The following is a 17,081-nucleotide window of genomic DNA, read 5'->3' as shown; positions in this document are numbered from 1 at the left end:
TTCGACGGCAGACGGCAGACGGCGCATCCGCGCCCCGCAACTTCAGTCCTGGCAGAAGGGCCCCGGCGGTTATCCCGCCGGGGCCCTTCATGCTTTTTGGCAGACTCCGCCGGATCAGGCCCCGCGCAGCTGGGCGATGCCGTCCAGGACGACGGCGCGCAGGTCGCCGTCGTTCTCCGCGGCGACACGGCGCTGGCGGTGGTAGCCGGCGCCCCGTTCAATAATGGTGCGGACGTCGTTCAGCTCGTTGCTGCAGCCCAGCTGCTCCGCAATGGGCTCAAGCCGGGGCAGGACATCTTCGAGCAGATGCTCGGTAACCAGCTTTTCGTTGCCCGCGGCGTCGAGAATAACAATGGCTTCGAGCCCGTAGCGGGCAGCCCGCCATTTATTTTCCTGCACGTGCCACGGCGGCATGGTGGGGATGGTGCCGCCCGCGTCGATGATCGAGGAGAACTCGTGGACCAGGCACTGGGTCAGCGCTGCCACCGCGCCGATGTCCTGCAGGCTTGCCAGACCGTCGCAGACCCGCATCTCGATGGTGCCCAGCCCCGGAACCGGCCGGATGTCCCAGCGGATTTCGCTGATGGAGTCAATCACGCCGGTGGTGAGCATGTCCGCCACGTAGGACTCGTACTCCGCCCAGGATGCGAACTGGAAAGGCAGCCCGGACGTGGGCAGCTGCTGGAACATCATGGCCCGCTGCGAGGCGTACCCGGTGTCCTCCCCGGACCAGAACGGCGACGAGGCGGAGAGCGCCTGGAAGTGCGGGAAGTAGTTCACCAGTCCGTCCAGGACGGGGAGGACCTTGTCCCGGCTGTCCAGTCCCACGTGGACGTGCACACCGTAAATGAGCATCTGCTGGCCCCACCACTGGGTGCGGTCAATGAGCTTTGCGTACCGTTCCTTGTCCGTCACCGGCTGTGACCTCGGCGCGCTGAACGGGTGGGAGCCGGAGCAGAAAAGCTCCACGCCCATGGGGTCAGTGACCCGGCGGACGGCTTCGAGGGAGCGGGTCAGATCCGCCTTCGCCTCGGCCACGGTGGTGCACACCCCGGTCACCAGCTCCACGGTGTTCTCCAACAGCTCCTGCTTGATGTGCGGGTGCTCCTCATCCGCGCGCATCGCCGGATCGTTGGCGTTGACACCGGACAGCACCTGGTCTGCCACGGAGACCAGGTCACCCGTGCGGCCGTCCACCAGGGCGAGTTCCCACTCGACTCCCAGGGTTGACTGCGCGGACTTGGCGAACTCGATTTCCAAACTGTCTCCTGCTTCATGCAATACCAAATAACAGCGCCCGGACCCGCATCTTTGCGCTTGAGAACCTTCACAATCCTATAACCGCCGCGGGTCCGGGCGAACCGCCGGCGAAAACCCGTCCGGGTGCCGGGCCACCGGCCGGGCACGGCCATAATGGGTAGATGCCGATCCTGAACAAAGACATGACCCTGTGCATCTCGCTGGCCGCCCGGCCCAGCAACATCGGGACGCGCTTCCATAACTACCTTTATGACCAGCTGGGCCTGAACTACGTATACAAAGCGTTTGCGCCGGCTGACCTGGCGCAGGCGATTGCCGGGGTGCGCGGGCTGCCCATCCGCGGCGCGGCGGTGTCCATGCCGTACAAGGAGGATGTGATTGCCCTGGTGGACCGGATGGATCCCTCCGCCCGGGCCATCGATTCGGTGAACACCATCGTGAACGACGACGGCGTGCTGACGGCCTACAACACGGACTACCTGGCCATCGCCCGGCTGCTGCGGGACCACAGCGTGCCTGCCTCGCACTCGGTGCTGCTGCGCGGATCCGGCGGCATGGCCAAAGCGGTGGCCGCAGCGCTGCGGGATGCAGGCTTCTCCGACGTCACGGTGGTGGCCCGCAACGAGGGAACCGGGCGGGCCCTGGCGGATCTGTACGACTTCAGCTGGCAGGCCGAGCCGGGCACCTCCACGGCGGATCTGCTGATCAACGTGACCCCGCTGGGCATGGCGGGCACCGATGAGTCCGTGCAGTCCTTCACCGACGACGCCGTGGCTGCCGCCAAGGTGGTGTTCGACGTCGTCGCGCTGCCCGCTGAGACGCCGCTGATAGCCGCTGCCCGGAAGGCGGAAAAGCAGGTCATCACCGGCGCCGAAGTGATTGCCATCCAGGCGGAGGAACAGTTTGTGCTCTACACCGGGGTGCGGCCCACACCCGAGCAGGTCCGGGCGGCCAGCGAGTTCTCCCGCGCCTGACCGGCCAGCCGCCGGCTGACGGGCCGGTGCCGCATCCGCGCGGCGGTGCCGTCAGGACTCCGGAACCGGCTCAACCACCAGTGCCACGCGGTCCTCGCCGATCCGGGTGAGGACCAGGGTTGCCTTGTTCTGCCCCTTGGCTCCGCCCTTGCCGGTGCCGGTGAGCAGGGCCTTGCGCAGTTCCTCCGGCGTAACGGACATACCCCGCTTTTTGATGTCCAGCACGCCGATGTGGTTCTCCTTCACCCAGGACCTGAGCGCCTTGACGTTGTACGGGCGAACCTCCAGGATCCGGTACGCCCGGGCAAAGGGCGTCTCACGCAGTTCGGGGGCGCAGATGTAGGCAATGTGGGGATCCAGCAGGTGCCCGTCCAAGGTGCGCGCAACATCGGCCACCAGCCCGGCCCGGATCACGGCGCCGTCAGGCTCATAGAGGTACCCCTCGGCCGGCCCCAGCTCCACGTCCTGGGCCCCGGCGTCGTAATCCACCGGTGAGGTGAGTTCAGCGGCGCCGCCGGAACCGATCACCAGTGCCGCCCGCCGGACGTTTTCGCGGCGCAGCGTGTTGAACCAGAGGGTAGCCTCGGTGACGTCTCCGTCCACGGAGACCCACTGTGCCTCGCAGTTCGCCGGCAGCGCCTCATGCGGGATGCCCGGCCCCATCTTCACGCCCACGGGCAGCCCGGAGTCCGCCAGTGACTCCACAAAGGACAGCGGCGGTGAGAAGGCCTCCGGATCGAAAATGCGGGTGGTACCGGAGGTGGACGTGGTCCGCCGCGCCGGATCCAGCCACACGCCGTCGAACCCGGTCAGGTCGAACTCCTCGGCCCTGCCCTGGACCACGGTCGCTTCGGGCCACGGCATCAGGTTGATGGTCGCCGCGGCTGCGGTGATCTCATCTAGTTCAACGGCGGTCACCTGTCGGTCCAGGGTGGCCAGCGCCAGGGAGTCGGCGCCGATGCCGCAGCCCAGGTCCGCCACCTTCTCCAGCCCTGCCTCCTGGTACCGGCGGGCGTGCAGGGCCGCCACATTGAGCCGGGTGGCCTGCTCCAGGCCGGGGGCGGTAAACACCATGTGTTCGGCGAACGGGCCGAACTTGGCCCGCGCCTTCATCCGCAGCTTTGCCTGGGTCAGGACGGCAGCCACCAGCTCGGGGGAGTGCCCTGCCTTGCGCAGGTCCGTGTTCAGCTTCAGGGACTCGGATTCGAGGTACGGCGGAAGCGAGTTCAGCAGCTGCCATCCCTCGGGGCTCAGAACATGTGCAAGGGAAGTATCAGGCATGCCCTCCAGCCTAGTTCTTCTGCGCACCTGCACGTTAGCTGTAGGTTGGGCGGCATGACGAGGATCTCCGCCGAGCCGCTGGCCGCACTGCGGTCCCGGACCAGCTACAAATGGCAGACCTATCCCGCGGACGTTTTGCCGCTGTTCGTCGCGGAGATGGATTATCCGCTGGCCGAGCCCGTGCAGCAGGCCGTGATCAGCCGGGTACTGGCGTCCGATACCGGGTACGTCGCCGGCCCCGGGCCGGTGGCCGAAGCCTTTGCCGGCTTCGCGTCCCGGACCTGGAATTGGGCCGTCGCCGCGGAGGACGTGGGGTGCACCACGGATGTGAGTGTGGCAATTGTGGAGTCCCTGCGCCAGGTAGTGCCCGTGGACGGCAGCGTGGTGATCACCCCTCCGGTGTATCCGCCGTTCTTCGAGCTGCCCGTGGAAGCGGACGCCTCCGTGGTGGAAGTGCCCCTGCTCGCGGCCGATGAGGGCTGGGCGCTGGACCTGGCGGGTATCGAACGGGCATTCATCCGGGGCGCGGATGCGCTGCTGCTGTGCAATCCGCACAATCCGCTGGGCCTTTGCCACTCCGCCGAAACGCTCCGGGCGCTCGCGGACCTGTCGGTGAAGTACGGTGTGGCGGTCATCAGCGATGAGATCCATGCCCCGCTGGCTTATTCCCCCGGCTCCTTCACTCCGTACCTCTCCGTCTCGGAGAATGCCCGCGACTATGGGATTACGGTCACCGCAGCCAGCAAGGCATGGAACATCGCCGGCACCAAGTGCGCGGTGATGGTGGCGCAGAGCAGCCGGACCAGACTGCAGCTGGCATCGATGCCGGAGGAGGTCCAGGCCCGGACCAGCATCCTGGGGCTGCACGCATCCGTGGCAGCCTACAACGACGGCGGTCCCTGGCTGTCCGGCGTGATGGAATCACTGGCCGCGAACCGGGAGCTGCTGGGGAATCTGCTGGCGGAACACCTGCCCGGAGTCGGGTACCTCCGGCCGGCCGCTGGCTACCTGGCCTGGCTGGACTTCGGCCCGGCGGGCTGGGGCGACGCCCCGGCAGCCCTTGCCCTGGACCAGGCACGGGTTGCCCTGGAACCGGGGGTTCGCTTCGGCCGGCAGGGAGCGGGTTTCGCCCGGCTCAATTTTGCCTGCTCACCCGAGGTCCTCACCGAGGCGGTGAGGCGGCTGGCTGCGGTGACGCCGCCCGCGCGATAAACGCCGGGGCGCGATAAACGCACGGACGGGAGGTGCAGCTTGCGCAGCGGAAGGGCTGCTGCCACGGGAGCTGCGGCGCTGCAGAGCTACGCGGCAGGCGCCAGGATACTCAGCTGCCGCGGCGCCAGTGACTGAGGTGCGGTGCGGCCGGCCAGCACCGGCAGGGCACCCGTTTCCGAACTGCGCAGCAGGCCAGCCAGCGCTTCCTCCGTGGCCGACGCCTTCCGAAGGTCCAGCACCACCGCAAGGCCGGGAAGCGCGGCATTGGCCCGCCGGGCCAGCACGTACAGCACCTTGCTGTTCTGCTCGGTGACCCGCCCGCGCACCACCAGGCGTGCCTGCCGGGCGTTCAGATCAAGCCGGACCGCCACGCGCAGCTTCGACTCCTCCATGGCAAGCCCTTCCCGAAAGACCGGATATGTGGGTCTTTCAACCTAGGAGAGGGCTGCGGCGTGGTGCAATGCACATTGGCGATTTCCGGTCCTGCAGGGGGCTACTTCGTACCCGAACGGGGTGCGGGTCCGCGTTCCGGCCAGCCCGAACGGGCGCGGTACCGGATTGCCTGCTTAGGCGAAATACACGCCGATCCGGTTGCCGTCGATCTCTTCAATCCGGATGTCGATCTCGTAAATGTCACGCAGGATTTCGGGGCGCATGATGTCCGCCGGCGGGCCCTGATGGATCAGCCGTCCGTTGCACATGGCGATGATGTCGTCCGAGTAGCAGGAGGCAAAGTTGATGTCGTGGATGACCAGGACCACGGTCTTGCCGAAATCGTCAGTGAGCCGGCGCAGCAGCCGCATCATTTCCACGGAGTGCTTCATGTCCAGGTTGTTCAGGGGCTCATCGAGCAGCAGATAGTCCGTGTCCTGGGCCAGCACCATGGCGATGAAGGCACGCTGGCGCTGTCCGCCGGAAAGCTCGTCCACGAACTTGTCTGCCAGCGCGGTCAGGTCCAGGTACGCCATGGCCTGGTCAATGTGCGCTTTATCGTCGGGTCCGGGCCGCCCGCCGTTATGCGGGTAGCGCCCGAATCCCACCAGGTCCCGGACGGTCAGGCGGACAGTCAGCTGGTTGTCCTGGCGCAGGATAGCCATCTTCCGGGCCAGGTCCCGGCCCGGGGTGGAGACGACGTCGAGCCCGTCCACGGAAACCGTTCCGGCGTCCATCCCCAGCAGCCGGCTGATCATGGACAGGAAGGTGGATTTGCCGGCGCCGTTGGGGCCGATGATCGAGGTGATTCCGCCATCCTTGATGGTGCAGCTCACCCCGTCCACAACCGTGGTGGCGGCGTACTTTTTGGTGACGCCGGTTGCCTGGATCATTTGACGGAGCCTTTCAGGAGCAGGATCAGAAAGACGATCCCGCCTACAAATTCAATGACGATGCTCAGTGCGGTATCAAACGCGAAGACGCGTTCGAGCACGAGCTGGCCGCCCACCAGGGCGATGATGCCGAGCAGGACGGCGATTGGAACAACGGCGGCATGCCGGAAGTGTGAACAGAGCTGATAGGCCAGGGACGCGACCAGCAGGCCGAAGAAGGTCACCGGCCCCACCAGTGCGGTGGAGACGGCCACCAGCACCGAGCAGATCACCAGCACCAGGGTCACGGTGCGTTTGTGGTTGATGCCCAGGTTGATCGAGGTCTCCCGGCCCAGGGACAGGACATCGAGCTGGTGCCTCAGGCGCCAGGCCGGAATACTCACGGCTGCCGCGGCGATCAGCGAGTAGGCGAGCAGCTTGCCGTCCACGTTGTTGAAGCTGGCGAAGAACAGGTCCTGCAGGATGATGAACTCGCTGGGATCGATCAGCAGCTGCAGCAGGGAAGAAATGCCGCGGAAAAGCGTGCCCAGCACAATGCCGACCAGCAGCATCAGGTGCAGGGATTTGCCGCCGCCGGTAAAGAGCCATCGGTACAGCAGGAAGGAGAAGCCCACCATTAGGGCCACCTCCATGCCGTAGCGCAGCGGGCCGGACATGGCGAGCACCACGCCGCCGCCGAAGGCGAAGACCAGGAGCGTCTGGATGAGCACGTACAGGGCATCAAAACCCATGATGGACGGCGTCAGGATCCGGTTGGCCGTTACCGTCTGGAACAGCACGGTGGAGACGCCGACGGCGTACGCCACCAGGATCATCGAACCCACCTTGATGGCCCGGCGAGGCAGGACATAACCGATGTTCCCGCGCAGCTCGATGGTCATGAATACAGTGACCAGGGCTGCTGCCAGAACCGAAAGCAGGATGAGCCAGAAACGGGGGGAGAGGCTCCGCACCGGACGGCGGCGCCGCACGGTAAGGGCGGAGGGAAGGACGCTGGCGGGACTGCTAGGCACTGGCGGAGCGCTTTCTCAGGAGCAGGTAAAGGAACAGGGCGCTGCCGATGGCCGAGACAATGACCCCCACCGGGATTTCGTAGGGGTAGCGGATGGTCCGGCCGATGATGTCGCAGGCGAGGACAAACCCCGCCCCGAAGATGGCGACCCAGGGGATGGCCCGGCGTACATTGTCCCCGATCATCAGCGAGACCAGGTTGGGCACGATCAGGCCGAGGAACGGCACCGAGCCGACACTGACAACCACAACGGCGCTGATCAGGGACACAATGATCAGCCCCAGTGTCATCACGCGGTTGTAGTTCAGGCCGAGGTTGGTGGTGAAATCCTGGCCCATGCCCGCGACGGTGAAGCGGTCAGCAGCCAGGTATCCGATGAGGGTCAGCGCGCCGACAATCCAGAGCAGTTCATAACGACCCCGCAGTACGCCGGAGAAGTCGCCGACCATCCAGCTGTTCAGGGTCTGCAGCAGATCGAACCGGTAGGCGAAGAACGTGGTGACGGCAGCAATCACGCCGCCGAGCATAATGCCCACCAGCGGCACGATCAGCGTGTTCCGCAGCGGGATCCGGCGCAGGACCAGCAGGAAGAGTGCGGTTCCGGCAATGGCGAACACCGTGGCAGTGGACATTTTGGCCAGCAGTGAGGCGCCGGGGATAAACACCGTCACCACCAGGATGCCGAGGGATGCGGATTCCACGGTGCCCACGGTAGACGGTTCAACGAACTTGTTGCGGGCCATCAGCTGCATGATGAGGCCGGCGACGCTGAGGGCCATGCCGGCCAGGATGATGCTCAGGGTCCGCGGGAGGCGGCTGATCCAGAAAATGTGCCAGGCATGTTCATCCCCGGCAAGCAGGGCGGGCAGGGACACGTCGCTGACACCGACAAACATGGACACAACGGCAAGCACCAGGACGGCGGTTCCGCCCACTATCAGCATTGCCCCGGGGCCGGGACGCCGCCGGCCAACGCCGGCAGCTCCGGCAGGTGCCGGAGCCGGAGGGGAGAGGATTGCAGTCATGTTGCTTTTCCATCTTCCGCACCAGGCCGGCCTCCCTGATGCGGGAGGCCGGCCGGCGAGGATTTAGCAGGAGCGTGGAAGCGGGTTAGGAAATGCCGTCCTGAACTGCGCTGACCATGGCGTCGACGTTGTTCAGGCCGTAGCCCACGAGGTACCAGCTGGAGGAATCCAGCATGGTGATGCGGTCATTGCGCGCTGCTGCGGTTCCCTGCACAAGCTCGTTGTCCAGGACAGCGGAGGCGACCTCGCCTGCGTTGCCGACGGCGACGTCGCGGTCAATCACGAAGAGGTTGTCCGGGTTTTTTTCCGCGATGTATTCAAAGCCCACGCGTTCGCCGTGCTGGGCTTCGGACTTGATGTCAGCCGCGGTGGCAACGCCGAGGACGTCGTGCACCAGGCCGAAGCGCGAACCCGCTCCGTAGGCGGTCAGCTCGCCGCCGCTGGTCATAATGATGAGGCCGTTGCCGGCGTCCGCCGCGGTTGCCTTGGTCTCTTCGACCTTGGCGTCCAGGGCGGCGAGCTTGTCCTCGACCTCGGCTTCCTTGCCGAAGATTTCCCCGATGATTTCGGTGTTGGAGATGAAGGAGTTCCACGGATCCGCGGCATCGGTGCTGAGGTTGATCGTGGGGGCGATCTTGGAGAACTCATCGTAGTAATCGGCAGTGCGGCCGGACATGATGATCAGGTCCGGAGCGCCGGCATTGATGGCCTCGAAATCGGGTTCCTTCATGCTGCCGATCTTGGCGTAGTCATCCGAGCCGTACTTGGAGAGGCTTTCCGGGAAGTTTGCGGCCGGGACACCGTCAACGTCAATGTCGAGGGCATCCAGGGTGTCGAGTGCGCCGAGGTCGAAGGTGTAGACGGTCTCCGGGTTGACCGGAACATCGGTGCTGCCCTGTGTATGCTCAACCGTAACGGTCGAGTCGGAGGTCGAGTCGGCGTCGGCTTCTGCTGCTTCGGTGGAGCAGGCGCTGAGCGCAAGGAGGGACACGAGGGCGGTTCCGGCCAGCAGGCGGGACTTGGTGATCATGGGGGCTCCGGTGAGAGTCGATGTGCCTACCGCAGGAATAGGACACAGAAATGTTTTCTAATGGTGCGCGCAGATGAAAACTATCCCGTTAGGTAAGCCTAAGCAAATTCGGTTTACGTCATTGGTACCCCGGAGGCGTAATCCTGTGCGCGTGATCCACGCAGCTCTGGCACTCACCTTGACCGAGTGCTAACCAATGCATAAAGTCTGACTTAGCACTCCGCACGTGAGGGTGCTAACTCCCCGAAGGGAAGCGCGAACCGGCACCGCGACGACGGCCAGCGCCAACCGACGGCCCCAAACCCGTTAGAAACTACGCAAAGGAGAGCCCGAGTGTCGGTCTCTATTAAGCCGCTTGAGGATCGTATTGTTGTCCGCCCGCTCGAAGCTGAGCAGACCACTGCTTCCGGCCTCGTTATCCCGGACACTGCCAAGGAAAAGCCCCAGGAGGGCGAAGTAGTTGCAGTTGGACCCGGCCGCGTTGACGACAACGGCAACCGCGTTCCGGTTGACGTTGCCGAAGGCGACGTTGTCATCTACTCCAAGTACGGTGGAACCGAAGTCAAGCACGGCGGCCAGGAATACCTGGTGCTGTCCGCCCGCGACGTGCTGGCCGTCGTCGTAAAGTAGTTCCCCTTGAAAACCCCGGCCACCATTCTGGCCGGGGTTTTCTGATGTAGGTGCAGATGTAGTTGTCGGAAAGGACACACACATGGCAAAGCAGTTGGAGTTCAATGACTCCGCCCGTCGCTCGCTGGAAGCCGGCGTCGATAAGCTGGCCAACGCAGTCAAGGTAACCCTCGGCCCGCGCGGCCGTAACGTTGTCCTGGCCAAGACCTGGGGCGCCCCCACCATCACCAACGACGGCGTCACCATTGCCCGCGAAGTTGAGCTGGAGGATCCGTACGAGAACCTCGGCGCACAGCTGGCCAAGGAAGTAGCCACCCGGACCAACGATGTTGCCGGCGACGGCACCACTACGGCTACCGTGCTGGCACAGGCGCTGGTCAAGGAAGGCCTGCGCAACGTTGCCGCGGGTGCAGCTCCCGGCGCGCTCAAGCGCGGCATCGAGGTCTCCGTGGATGCTGTTGCCAAGCGTCTGCTGGAAAACGCCAAGCCGGTTGAAGGCAACCAGGTGGCCCACGTGGCTGCCATCTCGGCGCAGAGCACCGAGATCGGTGAACTGCTGGCACAGGCCTTCGATACCGTCGGCAAGGACGGCGTCATCACCATCGAGGAATCCTCCTCGACGCAGACCGAACTGGTCATCACCGAGGGCATGCAGTTCGACAAGGGCTACCTCTCCCCGTACTTCGTCACGGACGCGGAGCGTCAGGAAGCCGTCCTCGAAGACGCGCTGATCCTCATCAACTCCGGCAAGATCTCCTCCGTGGCCGAGTTCCTGCCGCTGCTGGAAAAGGCACTGCAGGCCTCCAAGCCGCTGTTCATCATTGCCGAAGACGTGGACGGCGAAGCGCTCTCCACCCTGGTGGTCAACAAGATCCGCGGCACCCTGAACGTGGTTGCCGTCAAGGCTCCCGGGTTCGGCGACCGCCGCAAGGCCATGATGCAGGACATCGCAACCCTCACGGGTGCGCAGGTGGTCAGCCCCGACCTGGGCCTGAAGCTGGACCAGGTTGGACTGGAAGTCCTGGGTTCCGCCCGCCGCATCACGGTCACCAAGGACAACACCACCATTGTTGACGGCGCCGGCTCCGAAGCCGACGTCGCCGACCGCGTGGCACAGATCCGTGCCGAGATTGAGCGCACGGACTCGGACTGGGACCGCGAAAAGCTCCAGGAACGCCTGGCCAAGCTCTCCGGCGGCATCGGCGTCATCCGCGTGGGTGCAGCCACCGAGGTGGAGCTGAAGGAAAAGAAGCACCGCATCGAAGATGCTGTTTCCTCCACCCGTGCAGCCCTGGAAGAGGGCATTGTGGCCGGCGGCGGTTCCGCGCTGGTCCACGCCTCACAGGCGCTGGACACCGACTCGGAGGTGGCCAAGCTGGAAGGCGACGCCGCCACTGCCGTCGGACTGGTCCGCCGTGCACTGGCCCAGCCGCTGCGCTGGATCGCCGAGAACGCCGGGGCCGAAGGCATGGTTGTTGTATCCAAGGTGGGCGACCTGAAGGTCAACAACGGCTTCAACGCCGCCACCGGCGAGTACGAGGACCTGATCGCCGCCGGCATCATCGACCCGGTCAAGGTCACCCGCTCGGCACTGCGCAACGCCGCCTCGATCGCTTCGCTGGTACTCACCACCGAAGCCCTCGTGGTGGAGAAGCCGGCCGAAGAGGATGAGGATCACGGACACCAGCACTAGCCGGTAACCCCTCGCTTCACGCGAAGGCCCCGCCCGCGGACACCGTTCCGCGGACGGGGCCTTTTGTGTGTCCGGACGGGAAGGCGAACGCCGCCACGGCGCAGTACCTGCCGGGCACCGCACCCGACGGTTTTGCCGTGGCTTCGCTCACACGCGAAAGCTCTCCGGACGGGAAACCGGTCCCCGGTCAGGAGGAAGGCGTGCTGTCCTTTGCCGACGCCGGGCAGCGCGGACGGCTGCCGGGAATCCTGGAAACATGCCTGTTTAAAGGGCAGGCGACCATCCGGGGAGGACCTGTCTGCGGGTCTGCTGACTACGGCGGGGCGCTGTCCCTGCGGATCCTGGCTTGCACCGGACGGGCGGGCATACCGGTGAAGGCAAAGGGATACGAACCGGCGGAATAGGGGCGGCCCCGCTTTCGTTTTAGGATAGGAACAGGCTTATTCGGGCCTTCTCCTTCCTCATCCCCCGAAAGAGGCGCAGCTTTGAGTCAGCAGTACCCAGAACATGATCCGTTCGGCTTCGTCGGCCTGACGTACGACGACGTCCTCCTGCTGCCCGGCCCGACGGATGTCATCCCCTCCGAAGCCGATACCAGCTCGCGGCTGTCCAAGCGCATCACCGTGCAGACCCCGCTGCTCTCCGCAGCGATGGACACGGTGACGGAATCCCGGATGGCGATTGCCATGGCACGCCAGGGCGGGCTGGGCGTTATCCACCGCAACCTTTCCATTGCCGACCAGGCCGAGCACGTGGACCGGGTCAAGCGCAGCGAATCGGGCATGATCACCAACCCGGTCACCATTTCCCCCGACGCGACCCTGCAGGAACTGGACGATCTCTGCGCCCACTTCCGGGTTTCCGGCCTGCCGGTGGTCGACGCCGAAAACACCCTGCTGGGCATCGTCACCAACCGCGACACCCGCTTCATCCCGGTATCCGAGTACCCCAACCGCAAGGTCGAAGAGGTCATGACGCGCATGCCCCTCATCACCGGGCGCGTGGGCATCAGCGCCGAGGAAACCGTGGAGCTGCTCGGCAAGAACCGCATCGAGAAGCTGCCGCTGGTGGACGACGCCGGCAAGCTGCAGGGCCTGATCACGGTGAAGGACTTCGACAAGGCCGAGCAGTACCCGCTGGCCACCAAGGATGATGAAGGCCGGCTTCGCGTCGGTGCCGCCATCGGTTTCTTCGGAGACGGCTACGAGCGGGCCATGGCCATGGTCGAGGCCGGCGTGGACATCCTGGTGGTGGACACCGCCAACGGCCACAGCGCCGGCGTGCTGGATATGATCGCCCGCCTGAAAAAGGACCCGGCCGCGGCGCACGTGGACATCATCGGCGGCCAGGCAGCTACCCGCGAAGGCGCCCAGGCTCTGATCGACGCCGGTGCGGACGCCATCAAGGTAGGTGTGGGCCCCGGCTCCATCTGCACCACCCGCGTGGTGGCCGGCGTCGGCGTTCCCCAGATCACCGCCATCTACGAAGCGTCCAAGGCGGCCATTCCCGCCGGCGTTCCGCTGATCGCCGACGGCGGCCTGCAGTACTCCGGTGACATCGGCAAGGCCATCGTGGCCGGCGCCGACACCGTAATGCTCGGCGGCCTGCTCGCCGGTTCCGCCGAAAGCCCGGGCGACCTGGTCTTCGTGAACGGCAAGCAGTTCAAGTCCTACCGCGGCATGGGCTCCCTGGGCGCCATGCAGTCCCGGGGCAAGAACACCTCCTACTCCAAGGACCGCTACTTCCAGGCGGACGTGCCCAGCGACGAGAAGCTGATTCCGGAAGGCATCGAAGGCCAGGTGCCGTACCGCGGCCCGCTTTCCGCCGTGGCACACCAGCTGGTGGGCGGCCTGCGCCAGACCATGTTCTACACCGGCGCACGCACCATCCCGGAGCTGAAGGCCAAGGGCAAGTTCGTCCGGATCACCCCGGCCGGGCTGAAGGAATCCCACCCGCACGACATCATGATGACGGTCGAGGCACCGAACTACGGTTCGCGCCGCTAGGACCCGTTTTCCGGCCAAGGGGCAGCTCCTGCAGACATCGCAGGAGCTGCCTCCGGTCTTTAACCACCCGTGCGGACAGGACATTTACCTGCTGCGGAAGGTTACGGTTACCGGCAGCTTTCATGTGCCCGGCGCCTGCTGGGATAACCTAGGGAGCGTGAGTAACGAGATTGAAATTGGCCGTGGCAAGCAAGGGCGCAGAGCCTACTCCCTGGACGACGTGGCAATTGTGCCCTCGCGGCGTACCCGCGACCCGCAGGATGTCTCGATCAACTGGCAGATAGACGCATACCAGTTTGAGATGCCCGTCATCGGCGCTCCCATGGACTCCGTTATGTCCCCGGCCTCCGCCATCGCGCTGGGCAAACTTGGCGGACTGGGTGTCCTGAACCTGGAAGGCCTGTGGACCCGGTACGAGGATCCGCAGCCCCTGCTGGACGAAATTGCCCAGCTCAGCCGTGACAACTTCAATCCCGCCGCCACCCGCCGGCTGCAGGAAATCTACGACGCACCCATCCGTGCCGAGCTGATCAGCTCCCGCCTGGCCGAAATGCGCGAGGCCGGTGTGACCGTCGCCGGTTCACTCACCCCGCAGCGTACCCAGGAGTTCTACAAGACCGTCCTGGCCGCCGGCGTCGACGTCTTCGTTATCCGCGGCACCACGGTGTCCGCCGAGCACGTGTCCAAGACCGTGGAGCCGCTGAACCTGAAGCAGTTCATCTACGAACTGGACGTCCCCGTTATTGTTGGCGGAGCGGCAGGCTACACCCCGGCCCTGCACCTGATGCGTACCGGTGCCGCAGGCGTCCTGGTGGGCTTCGGCGGCGGCGCGACCACCACCACCCGCCGTGCCCTGGGCATCCACGCACCCATGGCCACCGCCATCTCCGACATTGCCGAAGCCCGCCGGGACTACATGGATGAGTCCGGCGGCCGGTACGTGCACGTGATCGCCGACGGCGGCATGGGCACCAGCGGTGACATCATCAAGGCCGTGGCCATGGGCGCCGACGCCGTGATGCTCGGTTCCGCACTGGCCCGCGCCGAAGAGGCTCCCGGGCAGGGGTGGCACTGGGGCCAGGAAGCGCACCACAGCGAGCTTCCCCGCGGCGACAGGGTCCGCCTGGATACCGTCGGGTCGCTGAAGGAAGTCCTGTGGGGGCCCTCGCACCACACGAACGGAACGTCCAACCTGATGGGTGCGCTGCGCCGGGCCATGGCCACCACCGGGTATTCGGACCTCAAGGCGTTCCAGCGTATTGAGGTATTGGTGTCCCCCTACCAGTACAACCTGTAATAACCTGCGCGGATTGCCTAGAGTGGACGCAGCTACGGCAGGACCCTAGAGAGGAACCCCGACCATGTCTGCAGACGCCCTGAGCCCCGAGTACCGGAACGAAGCGATGGATCGGCTCCGGGCCACCACCAAGCCCGGCAACGAGCTGGACATCCTGATTGTCGGGGGTGGGGTAGTAGGTGCCGGGGCAGCCCTGGACGCGGTGACCCGCGGACTGAAAGTGGGCATGGTGGAGGCCCGGGACTGGGCGTCAGGGACCTCCTCACGGTCCTCGAAACTCATTCACGGCGGCCTGCGCTATCTGGAAATGCTGGACTTTGCCCTGGTACAGGAGGCGTTGAAGGAGCGCGGCCTGCTGCTCCAGCGTATTGCCCCGCATCTGGTGAAGCCCGTGGCCTTCCTGTATCCGCTGACCAAGCGGTTTATTGAGCGGCCGTACGTGGGTGCGGGCATTTTCCTCTACGACACCATGGGCATGACCTCGGGCAACTCACGCGGGGTGCCCATGCAAAAGCACCTGACCCGCAAGCAGACCCTGCGCATGGCACCCAGCCTCAAGGACGACGCCATGGTCGGCGCCATCCGCTATTACGACGGCCAGGTCGACGACGCCCGGTATGTGGCCACCATGGCCAGGACCGCGGCCCACTACGGCGCCGCGGTGGCCAACCGGCTGGCCGTGGTGGACTTCCTGCGCGAGGGGGAGCGGGTGGTCGGGGCGCGCGTGCGGGACCAGGAAACCGGCGACGAGTTCGATATCGCCGCCAGCCAGGTGGTGAACGCGACCGGTGTCTGGACCGATGAAACCCAGGCCATGGTCACCGACCGCGGCCAGCTGAAGGTCCGGGCCTCCAAGGGCGTGCACCTGGTGGTCCCGAAGGACCGGATCCAGTCCACCGTGGGCATGATCCTGCGGACCGAAAAGTCGGTGCTGTTTGTCATCCCGTGGGGACGGCACTGGATCATCGGCACCACGGACACCGACTGGAACCTGGACAAGGCGCATCCGGCTGCCACCTCGGCGGACATCGACTACATCCTGGAGCACGTAAACCTGGTGCTGAAGACGCCGCTGACCCGGGAGGACGTTGAAGGAGTCTATGCAGGCCTGCGGCCGCTGCTCGCCGGGGAAAACGACTCCACCGCCAAGCTCTCCCGCGAACATGTGGTGGCGCACCCGGTGCCGGGACTCGTCGTCGTCGCCGGCGGCAAGTGGACCACCTACCGGGTGATGGCCAAGGACGCCGTGGACGAGGCAGCGCGGGCCCTGGACGAAAAGGTGCCCGAAAGCTGCACCTCCACCATTCCGCTGCTGGGCGCAGTGGGGTACAAGGCAGCCTGGAACCGGCGGCACCGCACCGCCGACGAGTACGGGGTACACGTGGCCCGGGTGGAGCACCTGCTGAACCGGTACGGATCCATGGCCTATGACGTGCTGGACCTGATTAAATCCGATCAGTCCCTGGCCGAGCCGCTGCCCGGCGCGGATGACTACCTGCGGGCCGAAGTTGTCTACGCCACCACCCATGAGGGGGCCCGGCACGTCGAGGACGTCCTGGCCCGGCGGACCCGCATTTCCATCGAGACCTGGGACCGGGGTGTCTCCGCGGCACCGGTGGCAGCGGAACTGATGGCCCCGCTGCTGAACTGGGACCCGGCACGGGTGGAAAGCGAAGTGGCCCACTATCTGGCCAGGGTGGAAGCCGAACGGCTCAGCCAGGAGCAGCCCGACGACAAGAGTGCCGACAGTGCCCGGCTGGCCGCCGAAGACATTACCCCCAGGATCTGATGAACCGGATCCCCGACAAACCAGTGAGTGAAGAACAGCAGTGACCGAAGAACTGTCCCTGAGCGAAACCGGCGCGGTCCTCACCGAACCGGACCTGGTAATCCTCGAAATGGAGGCCGCTGACCGGTACGACGCCGCCACGCAGCTGGCCGAACGGATGCATCGGGCCGGCCGCATCACCAACCTGGCGGGGTTCCTCGAGCAGGTCAGCGCGCGCGAGCACCAGATGGCCACCGGGCTGCCCGGCGGGATCGGGCTGCCCCATGCGCGCAGCGAGTTTGTGCGGGAAACCTCCATTGCCGTCGGCATCACCCGCTACGGTCACAGCGTGGACTTCGGAGCCTCCGACGGTCCGGCCACCGTGATACTGCTCATTGCCACCCCGGCCGCTTCCTTTTCCCAGCACCTGGAGGTCCTGGCCACGATCGCCAGGTCCCTGTTCCGCCCGTCGTTCCGCGACTCCCTGCGCCGAGCGAACGACGCCGAGGTCATCGCGGAACTCATTAATTCCTCCCTCGTGTTCTTCGACCACTAGGACTGCGGCGCC

General features: G+C 65.6%; 16 protein-coding genes. 9 read left to right on the top strand and 7 right to left on the bottom strand.

The window, feature by feature from the left end:
• Positions 1–114 precede the first annotated feature (114 nt).
• A complete protein-coding gene (locus MUK71_RS12435; protein ID WP_227903775.1) occupies positions 115–1,260 on the bottom strand; it encodes a glutamate--cysteine ligase in 1,146 nt (381 codons plus the stop codon).
• A 161-nt stretch (positions 1,261–1,421) separates the two neighbouring features.
• On the opposite strand from MUK71_RS12435, the gene MUK71_RS12430 reads away from it, so the two are divergent.
• A complete protein-coding gene (locus MUK71_RS12430; protein ID WP_227903774.1) occupies positions 1,422–2,234 on the top strand; it encodes a shikimate 5-dehydrogenase in 813 nt (270 codons plus the stop codon).
• A 51-nt stretch (positions 2,235–2,285) separates the two neighbouring features.
• Here MUK71_RS12430 and MUK71_RS12425 read toward each other — a convergent pair whose 3' ends face one another.
• Complete coding sequence (locus tag MUK71_RS12425) at positions 2,286–3,515, bottom strand: class I SAM-dependent methyltransferase (protein WP_227903772.1); 1,230 nt, start codon at positions 3,513–3,515, stop codon at positions 2,286–2,288.
• Between the two features lie 54 nt (positions 3,516–3,569).
• On the opposite strand from MUK71_RS12425, the gene MUK71_RS12420 reads away from it, so the two are divergent.
• Positions 3,570–4,727, top strand: coding sequence for a MalY/PatB family protein (locus MUK71_RS12420; protein WP_227928818.1), 1,158 nt, complete (start codon positions 3,570–3,572; stop codon positions 4,725–4,727).
• 86 nt (positions 4,728–4,813) lie between these two features.
• On the opposite strand, the gene MUK71_RS12415 is transcribed toward MUK71_RS12420, so the two are convergent.
• The 5 genes from MUK71_RS12415 to MUK71_RS12395 all read right to left on the bottom strand — a co-directional run bounded on the left by MUK71_RS12415 (position 4,814) and on the right by MUK71_RS12395 (position 9,119).
• Positions 4,814–5,119, bottom strand: a complete 306-nt coding sequence (locus tag MUK71_RS12415) for a hypothetical protein (RefSeq protein ID WP_227903765.1) — start codon at positions 5,117–5,119, stop codon at positions 4,814–4,816.
• 174 nt (positions 5,120–5,293) lie between these two features.
• The gene (locus MUK71_RS12410) at positions 5,294–6,052 is read right to left on the bottom strand and encodes an iron ABC transporter ATP-binding protein (protein ID WP_227928819.1); all 759 of its coding nucleotides are present in this window, start codon (positions 6,050–6,052) and stop codon (positions 5,294–5,296) included.
• Positions 6,049–7,065, bottom strand: coding sequence for an iron chelate uptake ABC transporter family permease subunit (locus MUK71_RS12405; protein ID WP_227903761.1), 1,017 nt, complete (start codon positions 7,063–7,065; stop codon positions 6,049–6,051). Before MUK71_RS12405 ends, MUK71_RS12410 begins: the two co-directional genes overlap by 4 nt.
• Complete coding sequence (locus MUK71_RS12400) at positions 7,058–8,089, bottom strand: ABC transporter permease (protein WP_227903760.1); 1,032 nt, start codon at positions 8,087–8,089, stop codon at positions 7,058–7,060. Before MUK71_RS12400 ends, MUK71_RS12405 begins: the two co-directional genes overlap by 8 nt.
• Before the next feature lie 85 nt (positions 8,090–8,174).
• The gene (locus MUK71_RS12395; RefSeq protein WP_227928820.1) at positions 8,175–9,119 is read right to left on the bottom strand and encodes a siderophore ABC transporter substrate-binding protein; all 945 of its coding nucleotides are present in this window, start codon (positions 9,117–9,119) and stop codon (positions 8,175–8,177) included.
• Positions 9,120–9,452: 333 nt separating this feature from the next.
• On the opposite strand from MUK71_RS12395, the gene groES reads away from it, so the two are divergent.
• From groES to MUK71_RS12360, 7 genes are all read left to right on the top strand, one after another.
• The gene (groES, locus tag MUK71_RS12390; protein ID WP_087076694.1) at positions 9,453–9,749 is read left to right on the top strand and encodes a co-chaperone GroES; all 297 of its coding nucleotides are present in this window, start codon (positions 9,453–9,455) and stop codon (positions 9,747–9,749) included.
• Between the two features lie 82 nt (positions 9,750–9,831).
• On the top strand, positions 9,832–11,442 hold the full coding sequence (gene groL, locus MUK71_RS12385; protein WP_227903758.1) for a chaperonin GroEL: 1,611 nt from the start codon (positions 9,832–9,834) through the stop codon (positions 11,440–11,442).
• A gap of 137 nt (positions 11,443–11,579) precedes the next feature.
• Positions 11,580–11,846 (top strand): hypothetical protein, encoded by a 267-nt coding sequence (locus MUK71_RS12380; RefSeq protein ID WP_227928821.1) that lies wholly within the window; start codon positions 11,580–11,582, stop codon positions 11,844–11,846.
• Positions 11,847–11,927: 81 nt separating this feature from the next.
• On the top strand, positions 11,928–13,448 hold the full coding sequence (gene guaB / locus MUK71_RS12375; protein WP_227903757.1) for an IMP dehydrogenase: 1,521 nt from the start codon (positions 11,928–11,930) through the stop codon (positions 13,446–13,448).
• A 157-nt stretch (positions 13,449–13,605) separates the two neighbouring features.
• Positions 13,606–14,745 (top strand): GuaB3 family IMP dehydrogenase-related protein, encoded by a 1,140-nt coding sequence (locus tag MUK71_RS12370; protein ID WP_227903755.1) that lies wholly within the window; start codon positions 13,606–13,608, stop codon positions 14,743–14,745.
• A 64-nt stretch (positions 14,746–14,809) separates the two neighbouring features.
• A complete protein-coding gene (locus tag MUK71_RS12365; RefSeq protein ID WP_227928822.1) occupies positions 14,810–16,534 on the top strand; it encodes a glycerol-3-phosphate dehydrogenase/oxidase in 1,725 nt (574 codons plus the stop codon).
• A 40-nt stretch (positions 16,535–16,574) separates the two neighbouring features.
• Entirely contained in the window at positions 16,575–17,069 is a 495-nt protein-coding gene (locus MUK71_RS12360; protein WP_227928823.1) for a PTS sugar transporter subunit IIA, read from the top strand.
• Positions 17,070–17,081 lie beyond the last annotated feature (12 nt).

It is taken from the genome of Arthrobacter zhangbolii, from assembly GCF_022869865.1.
Lineage (GTDB): Bacteria > Actinomycetota > Actinomycetes > Actinomycetales > Micrococcaceae > Arthrobacter_B > Arthrobacter_B zhangbolii.
This window is presented reverse-complemented; position numbering and strand designations above follow the sequence as displayed.